The 15,722-nt window shown below is 32.5% G+C and carries 11 protein-coding genes and 4 pseudogenes; 10 read left to right on the top strand and 5 right to left on the bottom strand.

Features of this window, described 5'->3' with window-relative positions; translation table 11 throughout:
* Nucleotides 1–29: 29 nt before the first annotated feature.
* The 3 genes from ACQ9BO_RS03605 to ACQ9BO_RS03595 all read left to right on the top strand — a co-directional run bounded on the left by ACQ9BO_RS03605 (nucleotide 30) and on the right by ACQ9BO_RS03595 (nucleotide 5,080).
* On the top strand, nucleotides 30–3,227 hold the full coding sequence (locus ACQ9BO_RS03605; protein ID WP_431243663.1) for a T9SS type A sorting domain-containing protein: 3,198 nt from the start codon (nucleotides 30–32) through the stop codon (nucleotides 3,225–3,227).
* A gap of 2 nt (nucleotides 3,228–3,229) precedes the next feature.
* A complete protein-coding gene (locus tag ACQ9BO_RS03600; protein ID WP_431243662.1) occupies nucleotides 3,230–3,922 on the top strand; it encodes a hypothetical protein in 693 nt (230 codons plus the stop codon).
* 138 nt (nucleotides 3,923–4,060) lie between these two features.
* The gene (locus ACQ9BO_RS03595) at nucleotides 4,061–5,080 is read left to right on the top strand and encodes a DUF481 domain-containing protein (protein WP_431243661.1); all 1,020 of its coding nucleotides are present in this window, start codon (nucleotides 4,061–4,063) and stop codon (nucleotides 5,078–5,080) included.
* A 66-nt stretch (nucleotides 5,081–5,146) separates the two neighbouring features.
* Here the strand turns inward: ACQ9BO_RS03595 and ACQ9BO_RS03590 are convergent, their stop codons facing one another.
* The 4 genes from ACQ9BO_RS03590 to ACQ9BO_RS03575 form a co-directional block, all read right to left on the bottom strand.
* Nucleotides 5,147–6,790, bottom strand: coding sequence for a hypothetical protein (locus ACQ9BO_RS03590; protein WP_431243660.1), 1,644 nt, complete (start codon nucleotides 6,788–6,790; stop codon nucleotides 5,147–5,149).
* Nucleotides 6,791–6,796: 6 nt separating this feature from the next.
* A complete protein-coding gene (locus ACQ9BO_RS03585; protein WP_431243659.1) occupies nucleotides 6,797–7,960 on the bottom strand; it encodes a hypothetical protein in 1,164 nt (387 codons plus the stop codon).
* Nucleotides 7,961–8,246: 286 nt separating this feature from the next.
* Nucleotides 8,247–9,104: an MBL fold metallo-hydrolase gene (locus ACQ9BO_RS03580; protein ID WP_431243658.1), complete on the bottom strand. Its 858-nt coding sequence runs from the start codon at nucleotides 9,102–9,104 to the stop codon at nucleotides 8,247–8,249.
* A gap of 80 nt (nucleotides 9,105–9,184) precedes the next feature.
* Nucleotides 9,185–10,114, bottom strand: coding sequence for a hypothetical protein (locus ACQ9BO_RS03575; RefSeq protein ID WP_431243657.1), 930 nt, complete (start codon nucleotides 10,112–10,114; stop codon nucleotides 9,185–9,187).
* A 355-nt stretch (nucleotides 10,115–10,469) separates the two neighbouring features.
* On the opposite strand from ACQ9BO_RS03575, the pseudogene ACQ9BO_RS03570 reads away from it, so the two are divergent.
* The 7 genes and pseudogenes from ACQ9BO_RS03570 (at nucleotide 10,470) to sufD (ending at nucleotide 15,450) form a co-directional block, all read left to right on the top strand.
* A pseudogene (locus ACQ9BO_RS03570) lies at nucleotides 10,470–10,798 on the top strand (HesB/IscA family protein).
* A gap of 84 nt (nucleotides 10,799–10,882) precedes the next feature.
* Nucleotides 10,883–12,332, top strand: a pseudogene (gene sufB / locus ACQ9BO_RS03565) (Fe-S cluster assembly protein SufB).
* Between the two features lie 15 nt (nucleotides 12,333–12,347).
* Nucleotides 12,348–12,554 carry a DUF2683 family protein gene (locus tag ACQ9BO_RS03560; protein ID WP_431243656.1) on the top strand — a complete coding sequence of 69 codons (207 nt, stop codon included), beginning with the start codon at nucleotides 12,348–12,350 and terminating at the stop codon, nucleotides 12,552–12,554.
* Nucleotides 12,545–12,817, top strand: coding sequence for a Txe/YoeB family addiction module toxin (locus tag ACQ9BO_RS03555; protein WP_315243109.1), 273 nt, complete (start codon nucleotides 12,545–12,547; stop codon nucleotides 12,815–12,817). Before ACQ9BO_RS03560 ends, ACQ9BO_RS03555 begins: the two co-directional genes overlap by 10 nt.
* A gap of 68 nt (nucleotides 12,818–12,885) precedes the next feature.
* Nucleotides 12,886–13,311 carry a flavodoxin family protein gene (locus tag ACQ9BO_RS03550; RefSeq protein WP_431243655.1) on the top strand — a complete coding sequence of 142 codons (426 nt, stop codon included), beginning with the start codon at nucleotides 12,886–12,888 and terminating at the stop codon, nucleotides 13,309–13,311.
* Between the two features lie 11 nt (nucleotides 13,312–13,322).
* Nucleotides 13,323–14,068: pseudogene (gene sufC, locus ACQ9BO_RS03545) on the top strand (Fe-S cluster assembly ATPase SufC).
* Between the two features lie 66 nt (nucleotides 14,069–14,134).
* A pseudogene (gene sufD / locus ACQ9BO_RS03540) lies at nucleotides 14,135–15,450 on the top strand (Fe-S cluster assembly protein SufD).
* A 102-nt stretch (nucleotides 15,451–15,552) separates the two neighbouring features.
* Here sufD and ACQ9BO_RS03535 read toward each other — a convergent pair.
* Nucleotides 15,553–15,720, bottom strand: coding sequence for a hypothetical protein (locus tag ACQ9BO_RS03535; RefSeq protein ID WP_431243654.1), 168 nt, complete (start codon nucleotides 15,718–15,720; stop codon nucleotides 15,553–15,555).
* Nucleotides 15,721–15,722 lie beyond the last annotated feature (2 nt).

Here is a 15,722-nt window from a genome sequence, read left to right as displayed (position 1 = left end):
CGAGTATAAATATTACCAAAAGCCCATTATTGCAAAGACTTGAATGCGGAACTAATAAATTAAAAGAATTAAATACCACTGAAAACAAAGAACTTACTTATTTAAACTGTCTTTCTAATAGCATAACAAGTTTTGACCCTTCTAAAAACTTAAAATTAACCGTTTTAGATTTAGGGTATAACAGATTATATACTCTTGATGTTTCAAAGAATACTTTATTAACAAGTTTAAGATGTGATGTCAACAGCCTTAATGCTATTGATGTTTCACAGAATCTGAAATTAGAAGATTTAACTCTTAGCAATAACAGTATCGAAAATATTGACCTTACGGCTAATTTAAATTTGAAAAGTTTTTATATTGAAAGAAACAAGCTTACAACTCTTGATCTTTCAAAAAACAAATTACTGACTTCAGTAAATGTTGTTAATAATTTGCTTTATGATTTAAACCTGAAAAATGGTAATAACAAAAATTTCACGCAATACACAAAGTTTAACAACAATCATGCTTTGTCTTGTATTTTGGTTGATGATGCTAGTTATGCCAATCTAAATTGGGCAAGTTATAAAGATTCATGGGCAAATTTCTCTACAGATTGCCGAGCTTACACCACAATTCCAGATGCTAATTTTGAAAACAGATTAATTGCTCTTAAAATTGATACTGATGGTGTAAACGGAAAAGTTTTGACAGAAAGCATTGCAAGTATAAAATCTTTAGATGTTTCAGACAGTTCAATTGCCAGTTTAATTGGAATTCAGGATTTTGTCGCCTTAGAGACTTTGATTTGTAAAAACAATCAGTTAATCTATTTAGATTTAACTAAAAACCTCAACATAAACTCTTTAGACTGTTCAAAAAACAAACTTGTAAGTTTAGATTTAAGCAACGGAAAAAATACTTTATTAAACAAAAACACTTCATTATTTACAAATAATCCAAATTTGGTATGCATTCAAGTAGATGATGAAAGTTATTCTAATACAAATTGGGCAAGCTTGAAAGACGCAACAGCTTCTTACAATAAACTTTGCAATTCATTTACAGCAATTCCTGATGCTAATTTTGAAAATAAATTAATTTCTTTGGGAATAGATGTTGATGGAAAAAATGGTAAGGTATTAAATTCAAGCATTGCTTCTGTAACTACTCTTGATGTTTCAAACAGCAATATATCAAGCTTAAAAGGAATTGAAGGATTTACTGCTTTAAAAGACTTAAACGTTTCTTCTAACTCATTGGCAGAAATAAATTTGACAAAAAATCTTAAACTGACGACTTTAAATTGTAACTCAAACAAAATCTTAAGTTTAAATCTTTCGGCAAATACAGAACTTACTCAAATACAATCCTCTTCAAATAATTTATACAGCCTGAATCTAAAGAATGGTAAAAACACCAATTTAGTAAACATGACTTTGGGCAATTTCAAAAACAATCCTTCTTTGACATGCATTCAGGTTGATGATATAAATTATGCTACTTCAAATTGGGCAAATGCAAAAGATGCTAATGCAAATTATTCTTTGGAATGTACTGCAACTGCTTTCACGGTTATTCCAGATGCTAATTTTGAGAAAAAATTAATTGCATTAGGAATTGACACTGACGGTGTAAATGGAGGAGTACTTACTTCAAGAATTAATACACTTAAAGAACTTAACGTAAGTGAAACTTCTAACAATCCGGTAAGTCCAATTAAAGACTTAACAGGAATTCAGGATTTTGTCGCTCTAGAACAATTAAATTTCTCTTATAATGATGTTTCAAAAGTAGATCTTTCTAAAAATACAGCATTAAAAAGACTTATAGCCAATAATAACCGTTTGACAGAATTAGATCTTTCTAAAAATACATCTTTAGGATTAATCTATTGCTTTGAAAATCAACTAACTTCTTTAGACTTTACAAACAATACTGTTATAACTGAAATTATTTGTAGCAACAATGCACTGCGTAACTTAAATGTTACAAAAAACACTAATTTGAGTTTATTAAATTGTGATCATAACCAATTAACAACTCTTGATATTTCAGGAAACAGAGGGTTATCTTATTTACAATGTCAGGTAAACAACCTTACTAGTTTAGACTTTTCAAACAATAGTTTAGTGCAATTAACTTGTAATAACAATCAACTGAAAAAACTAGATATATCTAAACAAGTATATTTACAACATTTCGTTTGTAATTCTAATCAGTTAACTGAATTAGATTTAACTAAAAACAAAGATCTTTATACGTTTTATTGTCAATCAAATCAGTTGACTTCAATTGATATTTCAACTAATTCAAAAGTTGGTTTTCTAAATGTTTCTGATAACAAACTGACTTATCTAAACATCAAAAATGGCAATAATGTAAAATTGACTACTGGTACATATGACACACAACTTGATTTTAGAAAAAATCCTGATTTAACTTGTATTCAGGTTGATGATGTAACTTACTCAAACACAAACTGGTCAATGAGAAAAGATGATACTGCAACTTACAACACTAGTTGTGGCGCCATCCTAACTTTACCAGCTGATAATTTTAGTGTTGAATCTAAGAGTGAATCTTGCTCAAATGAGAATAATGGTGAAATAAATATTACTGCAAAATCGACTCAAAACTATACGGCTGTAATAAATAGCAAAAACTATGATTTTACTAATAATAGTTTAAAAGTTTCAGGTTTAGCTCCGGGAACTTACTCTGTATCTATTACGGTTGCTGGTCGCACATTCGAACAAAACTTTACTATTACAATTGCAAAAGCAACAACTATTACCGGAAAATCTGTTGTAACTGATAAAAAAGTTAATGTTGAAATTATTGACGGAACTGCTCCATTTACTGTTTTTGTTGACGGTCAGGCACAATTTCAAACAAACGAATCTAATTTCTCTTTAGATCTTGAAAAAGGAGGTTTATTAGAAGTGGCTACATCAAAAGCCTGCGAAGGAGTTTATTCTAAAAAAGTGGCTACATTAGATCTTTACGGAACTTTAGCGACTTATCCAAATCCTACAACTGGAAGTTTTGAAATCGAAATTCCAACAAAAGACAAAGAAGTTACAATAGAATTGTACAATTTCGGCGGTCAATTGGTTTCGGCTAGAAACTACACTATTGAAAATGGAAAAGTATTGTTGAATCTTGAAAATCAACCTTCAGGAATTTATGCCGCTAAAATCTATTTCGAAACTCCAGAATACATTAAAATCATAAAAAAATAAAAATGAAGAATCTTATATATCTTTCACTAATCAGTGCTTTATTTATTTCTTGCGGAGGTGGTTCAGATGATCCGGATACACCCGCTGTAAACGTGGCACCAAGCGTTCCAGTATTGACTTCTCCAGCCGATAACAAATTGTGCCAGGACAATACCGTTTCTTTTCAATGGAATAAATCTACGGATGAAAATAAAGATGCCATAACCTATCAAATTCAAGTTGCAAAAGACAATGCTTTTACTCAAATCGAGAAAACTTTTGATGGCGCAGACAACGTTACCTCTTTTGTTTTGAGCAAAAATACTGCTTATTACTGGAGAATTAAGGCTACTGATGCTAAAGGATTAGCAAGTGCTTATTCATCAATTTTTAAATTTTACACTTCTGGAGATGCTGTAGTAAATCATTTGCCCTTTGCTCCAGAATTAGTTGCTCCAGTTTTAAATACTGCTTTAAGCACCACGACTGCAACGCTGAAATGGACAGCTTCTGATGTTGATACAGCAGATGCTTTAACTTATGATGTTTACTTTGGAACGGCAAATCCGCCAACTTCAAAAATAAGTGAAAACAAAGCAAGCAATACAATTGATGTTACGGTAGAACCTGCAAAACAGTATTTCTGGAAAGTCGTTGTAAAAGATGGCAAAGGCGGAGAAACTGTCGGTCAAGTTTGGAAATTTAAAACCAACTAAAATTTCAAAAATAGAATTAGTGAAATATCCCATTTTCGACATACTGAAAATGGGATTTTTTTATATTTCTGATTTTCATTGCATTTTTATTTCTAACTTTAATATGACAAGCTGAAAACCAAAGAAATAAAAACCGATATGAAGAAAATCATTCTTTTATTTTTTCTTTTATTTTTCTTCAAAGCCAGTGCACAGACTTCTGATACATTAGTACTGAAAAACAATGACATCATTGTTGGCGAAATAAAAATAATGAACAAAGGTGTCGTTCAAATTGAAACCGATTACAGTAAAGATGATTTTAAACTGGAATGGAAACATGTAAAAAACATTGGCTCGGAAAGAATTCATATTATCAATTTGATCAATGGAGTTCTCTTAAATGGAAAAATTTCAAAAACCAAAGCGCCCAATAAATGCGAAATTACCGATGTCGAAACGCAAACAAAATCCATAATTGATCTTAGTGATATTGTATATATAAAACCTGTTGACGAAAGCTTTTGGGATAGACTTGATGCCAGTTTTGATGTCGGAATAAAATTGACTAAAGCTCAAAATCTCCAGCAATTAACCGCAAATGTAAACTTAGGCTACACAGCTAAAAGATGGTACGGTACGGCAATGTACAAACACTTGCAATCTATTCAAGATGACAGCGATCCCATCCGCAGAATTGATTCCGAAATAAGTTATGTTCATTTGCTTCCAAAAGATTATTTCATTCCATTATCAGTAAGCACTTTATCAAATACCGAACAAGATATTGATTTGCGAGTCATTTCAAAAGCAGGTTATGGAAAATATCTAATGCATAGTAATAAAAGATATTGGGGAGTTGCATCTGGCTTGTCTTTTAACCACGAAAAATTCAAAGATACCAGCGAGCCCAATAAAAGTTTAGAGCTTTTTGTTGGAACCGATTTTAACCTGTACGATATTGGAGATTTCAGTATTCAGACAAAAGCAACTGTTTTTCCGAGTATAACAGAAAGCAAAAGGGTTCGTACTGATTTTTCTTTAGATACTAAATATGATTTGCCTTTGGATTTTTTCATCAAGCTCTCTTTTGTTTACAACTACGATAATAAACCAAAACCTGGAGCATCAAAAGATGATTATGTCTTCCAGACTACTTTTGGATGGAAATTAGATTAAAACTTTGGCACAAAAAAAGAGCCGTCATAAATGACAGCTCTTTCTTCAATTGTAATTTAAAATAAATTAAGAGTTACCGCATAATGCAGTATAATCGTCAAACATTTTGATGTAAGTTTCTTTGTTTTCGTGATCGTAAACTCCTTTTTCGATGTTCTCGATCATTTTTGGACAATCAGAGAAATACTCTTTTAATGCTTTTCTTCTTCCTAAGAAAACTGGTGGAATAAAAAATTCATCCTGAACATGTTTTTTCAAAGTATAAGCATCTTGTGGGAAGAACTCATGATATAAAGAAACTTTTCCACCCTTTTTAACTTCTTCGAACATTGAATATCTTTTTGAACTTGTTTCTTGCTTGTTCATGTCAAATGAAACCAAAGAAACTCCTCTTCCTGTTTTACCCACAATGTACATTCTTCCTTCTTCGTCTTTGATATTAACTACTTTTTTCAAGTTCGTTCTTTCTGGTTTTTTCTGTCCTTCGACATAGATGTAAACACTACTTTTTTCAGAACCAATACCATCCATCATAGATCTCAATCCAGATACTGTTTGTTCTGTTCTCAAATCTACCAACTCTGGGTAATCACTGATAATTCTAACTTTACCTTTCCAAACTTTAGAATCTGTATCTAAAACTTCACCTGGGAATTCTGCATATCTAAATGCTGTTGGCGCTTTTTTGTATGATGCCAAAACTGGTTCTTGAGGAATTGCCTCGATAGTAAATGTCTTTTCAGTAAGTTTTTTGTATTTTTCAATATCCTCAACTAAAGTTGACATATATGGATAATCATTTCTCATACCCAAAAAGCTTTTTTCATTTTCTTTTACTCCAGGTAAATATTTTGACGCTTCTTCAACATTTCCTAAAAGAATATAAGTTGCCGCCAAGTTGTAGTTAGCACTGAATCTAATTTGTTTTGCCAAATCTTCATCATCTTTATCTTGAAAATTCACAAGATCTTTCCAGAATTTTTGAGCTTCTCCAAACAAATCTGCCCAGTTTTCTCTGTCAACATCAACTAAAGTTGGCATTACTTGAAGCGACTGATTGTATTCTTCAATATTAAATGTTGATTTTGATTTTTTCTTTTTCTCGATATCAGAATATCTCAGCTTTGTAATTTTTGGTCCATACAAATAGAAACCTTCAAATTCCTCAATCATGCTGTAGAAATTGTCAGTCAAGATTTTATATGTCAAATTCTCATAAGTTTCCGTTGGATTTGTAACGTACATGCAAACTTTAGGAGTTGTATATCTTTTATAGATTACTTTTCCTGACTTATCTGTGATCTCAAGATTAGACTCTAAACCAATATAATAAGCTGGTGCTTTTTGATAATAAGTCTGTACATATTCTTCATCGTTTACAAGTTCAAAACGAGTCAAATTGTATTTTACTTTAAACTCGCCTTCTTTTTGTTTTTTCAAACCTGAAATCGAAAAAGCTTCATAAAACTTCTCTGAAGAATATGGTGCTTTTTTGTTATTCATACTGCTTTCCAAACCTGGTGCAAGATTTAAAATCATTTCATATGATTTGTAATTTCCGTATTCAGGATTTGTTGGAGGCACAGGACCTCTTAAATTTAGTGGATTACTTATAGTAGCTTTACCAAACCATCCAGTAGATTGACCACTGACAATTTGATTGATACCTGTAAGCATTAACAACAAAACAACTTGTGTAATTTTTTTCATAGTTTTTTATTTAAGGGCTGGATTATGTGTGGTATTTGTTTTTGCGGCTTTAAAACTTGCAATTAATTTATTTGCCTTTTCAATTATTGCTTTTCCATCATTTTTGTCATAATCATTCTCGATCAATTTTTCAGATTCAGCAATAGCTTTTTCAGGCTGATCCAACATTAAGTAAATAACAGCTAAATTAAAGTATGCTGAATATCTCATTTTACGAGATGGCTTATTGTCCTCAGCATATTTCGTTTTCAATGAATCAAAATACTCAATCAAAGGTTGCATGTTAGATTTCAAATCATCAATTGGTTCATCTGCTTTCATGGTAGCGAACAATGTTTTTACTGCCTGAATTGCTTCTGTTTGTGTTTTTCCTTCGTCGCTTTTTGCATCCAAAATCCAAAGGATTTCATTATCGCTTTTAGCTCTGAAACCATAAGTAGAATTAACACTTGAATTGAAAGTACTCATTGATTTATCTGCAAAATCTCTCAACATTTGGTCACGAATAGCACCTTTATTGATATAAAAATCTTTTAATGCGACTGACGAAGTTTCATATTCTGAAGATTTATACTCCAATTCTCCACTAAAGCTTAAGTTAAAACCTTCTGTTGCCGCCGCAACTACTGATGCTGATGTAGTATCTTTTTTGATTACTGCATTTTTCAAAAACCTATTTGTAGTTGCTGGTGCTGGCGCCGCTTCTGCTGGTTTTGCCTGTTCAACTGGCTTTGCAACTACAGCTACTGGAGTAACTGGCCCTTTAACCTTTGCATAACCTCTTGTTGCATATTTTGCTGTTACAAAATGGTAATCTCTTCTGCTGATTACTTTCCCATCTTTATCTTTTTTCTCTTCAGGTCTTATTCCTGGAGTAGCTCCTTTTTCAACAAAATCTTCTAAGTTAAGTTCAATTTGTACGGTACCGCCAGTTTCTACTTTTTTCCAGCCAGCGATACGAATTTTATCATTAAGAGTAGCCGGATCAACGTAAGATTGTATTGCCCCTCCACATTTTACTGTTGAAGAATAAGTTCTTTTTTCATAAGGAACTCCTTCTTTCGGAAGAATTTGATAATTCACATTAAAATAAAAACGATCCAAGTCTACTTTTTGAGCTTTTACACCAAAAAAAGACATGAACAAAACGAAAAGTATTGCTTTTTTCATAGGTTAAGTATTAATAAATTTTGATGCACAAACCTATTTATAATATTTCTAAAAAGCAACTTTATATGACTATCAATTGAAGAATATTGTGTTAAATTTCACACATTCTAAAACTTTGGGGCAATGACAGTTGTAAGAATTTACCTCAACTAAAACATGTGATTAAATTAACCAAAAATAACTTACCTTGTAGTCATATGACTACAGGTTTTTCTTAATTAAAAACAATAAAAAAACTCCTGCTTTTTGAAAAGAATGAGCAAGAGTTTTTGCTTTTATAAAAAATCTAAAGAATATCTTCGCAGGTAAATACTTCTTTAAGGCGAACACCTTTTTCAGTATGTTCTACGGTGACAATTTGATTATGAGCATCATGCTCTAAGAATAGATAATAATTTTGATCTGCGGCGGCATTTAATAGTTTAGCTTTTTCAGGCATTGTCAACAAGGGTCTTGTATCATATCCCATAACATACGGTAACGGAATATGTCCAGCTGTCGCCAATAAATCGGCACAAAACACAATCGTTTTATCTTGGTATTTAATATGCGGAATCATTTGCTTCTCGGTATGACCATCGACATAATAAATATCGAAACCTAATTCGCTAGAGAAGCCAAAATCGGTTTTTGGTCGATCAACAAAATTCAGCTGTCCGCTTTCCTGCATTGGTAAAATATTTTCTGAAAGAAAAGAAGCTTTTTCACGAGCATTTGGCTTTGTTGCCCAATCCCAATGATTTTCATTTGTCCAGAATTTTGCATTTTTAAAAGCAGGTTCATAACCCGTTTTATCTGCATTCCATTGTACACTTCCGCCACAATGATCAAAATGCAGATGCGTCATAAAAACGTCAGTTATGTCATCTCGGTGAAAACCATATTTTGCTAGTGATTTATCTATAGAATGCGAACCCCAAAGCGAGTAATAGCCAAAAAATTTCTCCGATTGCTTATCGCCCATTCCAGTATCGATTAAAATAAGACGATTTCCGTCTTCAATCAACAAACAACGCGCCGCAATATCAATCAAATTATTAGCATCTGCCGGATTCGTTTTGTTCCAGATTGTTTTAGGGACAACGCCAAACATAGCGCCTCCATCTAACTTAAAATTGCCAGATTCTATTGGATAAAGTTTCATAAAAATAATTTCTAGTAAAGAAACAAAGCTAGGAAATCCTACTCTTTAAACTAAAAATTCAGTGCAAAACTTTTTGGAACTTATTCTAAAGTGATCGAAGAACTTCCCATTATTTCTTGTTTGTCAAAGAAATTGACAAAATAAGTTCCCTTCTTAAATTTATTTAGATCATCGTTTAAAACGCCATAAACATTAGCCGATTTTCCTTGGTAATCGCATGCCACCAAAAAACTGTAAACCAATGCTTTGTCATTGCCAAATTCGATCAATTTATTCTCACCCAAAACAGTATTTTTTTGATCTAAAACCTGAATGTAGTAGACTTTTTTGCCATTTTTTGAAGCCGAATTTCCGTTTACTGAAAAGCTTATTTTCAATTTTTTTGTATTTTTCGCTTTAGTCGTTTCTTGTTCTTTGCCCGAGCTTTTTTCGTTGATGGCCGTCACTTTAAAATTGCTCAACGAAAGTTTTGCGGCATCTTTTAGAGTTGATTCCAGTTTTTTCTGTTTCGAAATCAGTGTGTCATTTTCTGCTTTTTGCTTGTACATGACAACATTTTGGCTTTCGATTTCGGTCAGCAGGTTTTTATTCTGAGATTTCAGTTTTTTAACCTCTTTTACTTTTTCATCTAATGATATTTTTAGATCCGAAAGTTGTTTGCGGTAAATTTTAATTTGTTCTGCAGAAGGATTTTTTGATGCTTTGATGATTTCCATCAAATTCTCAATGTTTTTTCTCTCAAGTTCCAATTCCTCAGAAAGTGCAGTTTTTTCATAAATGGCAACATCATAAGCCAACTTCAAATTATTTAAAGAGTCCAATATATTCTCTTGATCCATAGATTCTGAAACTGGTTCAATTATTTCTAGCCCGGCACTTTTAGGCATATCTATAATCTCATTTGTTTCGTCGCTAAAAATCAAATATGTGGCTCCAATGCCAAAAATAAAAATAATTGCAAAAAGGGCTTTGATCCAGCTATCTTTGTAATTTTTTTCATGATTTATCATAATTTATTGCAAAAGTACCATAAATTTAAAATTAAAAATAGGTAAAAATACGGTATTTTAACTCTTTTCAGCGACTCTTAATAATTAGCTAACAAACAAAAGCTTTTTTTGTAAGTTTCTTTTTATTTCCCATATAATAACGGGACTTTCTGACAATTTTAAACATCAAAATAACTTCTATCTATTTTAACATTTGTTATAATAATGTGAACCGTTATGGAAAAAGGTTTTTAAGTCGTATCTTTGCAGACAATTTCATTTCAACATTGACAGACAGCACTTTAAAATGTAATAATTTGATTACTTTTTAATAAATATTAAAGGAATGTTGAAAAAGATAAATACCATAAAAACAATGATAAAAGTTTCTGATACAGCCAAAAAGAAAATCATCGACCTGATGACTGACGATGGTTTTGATGCCGCCTACGACTACGTACGTGTTGGAGTGAAAAGTGGCGGATGCTCTGGTTTGTCATACGATCTAAAATTTGACAAAACCAAAGGAGATGACGATAAAATATTCGTAGATAATGATATTCAAATCGCAGTTGAAAAAAATCATTTCTGTATTTAGCCGGAACAATTCTTGAATTTTCAGGCGGATTAAACGGCAAAGGATTTGTTTTCAATAATCCAAATGCAAGCAGAACTTGCGGATGCGGAGAATCATTTTCTCTTTAGTCAAAAGCCGAAAGTCGTAAAGTCATAAAGACTAAATTGACTTCGAACTTTGGACTTTAAAACTACTTAGACAATAAAAAAATAATGAGCAAATACACCGAAGACGATTTAAAAATCGAACTGGAAACTAAAGAATACGAGTACGGATTTTATACCAATATAGAATCTGAAACTTTTCCTATTGGCTTAAACGAAGAAATCGTAAGAGCTATTTCGCTTAAAAAAGAAGAACCTGAATGGATGACCGAATGGCGTATCGAGGCTTTCCGTGCTTGGAAAGAAATGATCGAGCCAGAATGGGCAAATGTTCGTTACGAAAAACCAGATTTTCAAGCGATCTCTTATTATTCAGCTCCAAAACAAGTAGATCCTAATAAGACTCTAGATGATGTTGATCCAGAATTGTTAGAGATGTACAAAAAACTTGGAATTTCTGTAGATGAGCAAAAAATGATGAACAATGTCGCTATGGATATTGTTGTCGATTCTGTTTCTGTTGCTACAACTTTCAAGAAAACTTTGGCCGAAAAAGGAATTATTTTCTGTCCGATTTCTGAAGCTATCAAAGAACATCCTGAATTGGTAAAAAAATATTTAGGAACTGTTGTACCTCAAAAAGACAACTTCTACGCGAGCATTAAACTCAGCAGTTTTCTCTGACGGAAGTTTCTGTTATATTCCAAAAGGCGTTAAATGTCCAATGGAACTTTCAACTTATTTCAGAATCAATCAGGCAGGAACGGGACAATTCGAAAGAACTCTTGTTATTGCCGATGAAGGAAGCTACGTTTCTTATCTTGAAGGATGTACTGCTCCAAGCCGTGATGAAAATCAATTACACGCGACTGTGGTTGAATTGATCGCTTTGGACGATGCTGAAATTAAATATTCTACCGTTCAAAACTGGTTTCCTGGAAACAAAGAAGGAAAAGGTGGAGTTTACAACTTCGTAACCAAAAGAGGTTTATGCGAAACAAATGCTAAAATTTCTTGGACACAAGTTGAAACAGGTTCTGCTGTAACTTGGAAATATCCTTCTTGTGTATTAAAAGGAGATAATTCAGTAGGAGAATTTTATTCTATTGCTGTTACCAATAATTTCCAACAAGCTGATACTGGAACAAAAATGATCCATTTAGGAAAAAATACTAAATCGACTATTATTTCTAAAGGTATTTCGGCTGGAAAATCTCAAAATAGTTACCGTGGTTTAGTGCAGATTTCGCCTAGAGCGGAGAATGCAAGAAACTTTTCGCAATGTGACTCATTATTAATGGGTAACAATTGCGGTGCACATACTTTCCCTTATATCGAAAGTAAAAATCCAACTGCAAAAATCGAGCACGAAGCAACTACAAGTAAAATTGGAGAAGATCAAGTTTTCTATTGCAACCAAAGAGGTATTCCGACTGAAAAAGCGATTGCCTTAATTGTAAATGGTTTCAGTAAAGATGTATTGAACAAATTGCCAATGGAATTTGCTGTTGAAGCGCAAAAATTATTAGAGATTTCTTTAGAAGGTTCTGTAGGATAATAAAAGCAAATAATTATGGACATCATCTTAAAAAATGTAAAGAAAAAAGATTTTCCGGTTTTTCAATCACTGGCAAAATCTCTTGGTTTTGAAATTATTGAAGAAAATGAAAAACCATATAATCCTGAATTTGTAAAAGAGATTTTAGAAGGTGAAAAAGATATCGCTGAAGGAAGAGGTATCAAAATGACAATGGAAGAGCTTAATAAGTTATGGAAATAGTATTTACTCCAAAAGCAAAGAAAGATTTAGAATTTTGGATAAAATCAGGGAGTAAAAACATCATAAAGAAGATTACCCAACTAATTGACGATATTCAACTTCATCCATTTGAAGGATTAGGAAAACCTGAACAACTAAAACATAATTTGGCAGGAAGATGGTCAAGAAGAATTGATAAAGAGCATAGAATTATTTACAGAATAACCGAAGAAAACAATATAGAAATACTAAATATCCTTTCACTGAAAGGACATTACGAATAAGTATTAATGGAAAATAAAAAAGTCATCATTTTAGGTTCTTCCCGAAAAATGGAAACACAACAAAAATTGTGGATGAAATTTCTAAGGAGCATCACATCGATGTAGTGAATCTAAGTGATTACAATATTTCGTATTACGATTACGAAAGCAAAAATATAGACGATGATTTTCTTCCTTTAATAAGAAGAATATTGGAAGAGTACGACACCTTAATTTTTGCAACGCCGGTTTATTGGTACAATATGAGCGGAATTATGAAGGTCTTTTTCGACAGGATTTCAGATTTAATCCGAATTGAAAAAGAAACCGGAAGAAAACTAAGAGGAAAGAAAATTGGAGTGATTACAAACTCACACGATAATGAAATCGAAGATAGTTTTTACATCCCGTTTCAAAAATCAGCCGATTATTTAGGCATGGAATATTTAGGACACGCGCATTTTAATGCCAACATCCTAAACCAACAAACAAAAATAGAATTGACATTTATATAAAATAAAAAACAATGTTATCAATAAAAAACCTTCACGCCGCGATTGGTGATAAAGAAATCCTGAAAGGAATTAATATAGAAGTTAAAGCTGGAGAAGTTCACGCTATTATGGGACCAAACGGTTCTGGAAAAAGTACACTTTCTGCTGTTATTGCAGGAAACGAAAACTACGAAGTTACAGACGGAGAAGTTATTCTTGACGGAGAAGATCTTGCTGATTTAGCTCCTGAAGAAAGAGCACATAAAGGTGTTTTTCTTTCGTTTCAATACCCAGTAGAAATTCCTGGAGTTAGTGTAACTAACTTTATGAAAACAGCTATCAACGAAACTCGTAAAGCAAACGGACAAGAAGAAATGCCGGCAAACGAAATGTTGAAAGTAATTCGTGAAAAATCTGAATTATTAGAAATTGATCGTAAATTTCTTTCTCGCTCTCTTAACGAAGGTTTTTCTGGAGGAGAGAAAAAAGAAACGAGATTTTCCAAATGGCAATGTTAGAGCCAAAATTAGCAATCCTTGACGAAACGGATTCTGGTCTTGATATCGACGCTTTAAGAATTGTTGCTAATGGTGTAAACAAATTAAAAAGCGACAAAAACGCTATTATCGTAATTACACACTACCAACGTTTATTAGATTATATCGTTCCTGATTTCGTTCACGTTCTTTACAACGGAAGAATCGTAAAATCTGGCGGAAAAGAATTGGCTTACGAGCTTGAGGAAAAGGGTTACGATTGGATCAAGGCCGAAAACTAGTTTACAGTTACAGTTAACAGTTTGCAAAAACTCACAACTCATAACTCATAACTTATAACTAAAGAAATGGATTTAAAAGAAAAATTAGTATCGTCTTTTATGGCTTTTGAAGAGCGTGTCGATGTACATTCAGATTTACATGACATACGCACAAATGCTTTAAAAAACTTCGAAAATAAAGGTTTCCCAACCAAAAAAGAAGAAGCTTGGAAATATACATCGCTAAATGCCATCTTAAAAAATGACTTTACGGTTTTTCCAAAGCAGGAAAATGCAATCGAATTTAATCAGGTAAAAAAATACTTTTTACACGAAATTGATACATACAAGTTAGTATTTATCGATGGCGTTTTCAGTTCGCATTTGTCTTCTACAACGCATGACGGAATCGATGTTTGCTTGATGTCATCGGCATTGACCAAACCAAAATATAAAATGATTATTGATAACTACTTTAATCAAATTGCAAGTAAAGATGACAGTCTGACTTCATTGAATACGGCTTTTGCAATAGAAGGTGCTTTTATCAATATTCCAAAGAAAAAAGTAGCGGATAAACCAATTGAGATTATGTATTTCTCAACTGGTTCAGAATCTGCTTTAATGGTTCAACCAAGAAATTTGGTTATTGTGGGCGAAAATTCACATGTTCAGATTATTGAGCGTCACCAAAGTTTGAATGAAAATCCGGTTTTAACAAACTCTGTTACGGAGATTTTTGCTCAAAAACGTGCGATTGTTGATTATTATAAAATTCAAAACGACAATAGTGAAGCCAATTTAATTGACAACACTTACGTTTCGCAACAACAAGAAAGTCATGCTTATGTGCACACTTTCTCTTTTGGTGGAAATTTAACTCGTAACAACTTAAACTTTTATCATTTCGGAGAAAGGTTAACAAGTACGTTAAACGGGATTTCGATCTTAAATGACAAACAACACGTTGACCATTATACTTTGGTAAACCACGCACAACCAAACTGCGAAAGTTTCCAGGATTATAAAGGTATTTTCTCTGATCGTTCAACAGGAGTTTTCAACGGAAAAGTATTGGTAGAAAAAGAAGCTCAAAAAACAAATGCTTTCCAAAAAAGCAACAACATTTTATTGAGTGACAAAGCAACGATCAATGCAAAACCACAATTAGAGATTTTTGCAGATGACGTAAAATGTTCTCACGGTTGTACAGTTGGACAGCTTGATGAAACAGCCATGTTCTACATGCAGTCACGCGGAATCCCGAAAAAGAAGCTAAAGCTTTATTGATGTACGCATTCTCAAATGCCGTTATCGAAAGCATTAAAATACCAGAATTAAAACAAAGAATTACTAAAATCATTGCCATGAAATTAGGCGTGAATTTAGGATTTGATTTGTAGTCAGATTTTACCGCAAAGACACAAAGGTTACGCAAAGTTCGCAAAGGTTTATTACAAAACTTTGCGAACTTTGCGCTTTTACTTAGCGTCTTTGCGGTTAAATCATTCTCTAATTTTTATTATTGATAATATAACACCTAAGAAAAACAATCCCAATCCAAGTAATAAACAGATCGTATTAAATGGGTGACCAATATTGGTAGACCAAGCAATTCCATTTAAAACAAAACCAATTATTAATAAAACAATTGGATGAAATAGTTTCTTCATAA

Source organism: Flavobacterium sp. P21, from assembly GCF_050632225.1.
GTDB lineage: Bacteria > Bacteroidota > Bacteroidia > Flavobacteriales > Flavobacteriaceae > Flavobacterium.
This window is presented reverse-complemented; position numbering and strand designations above follow the sequence as displayed.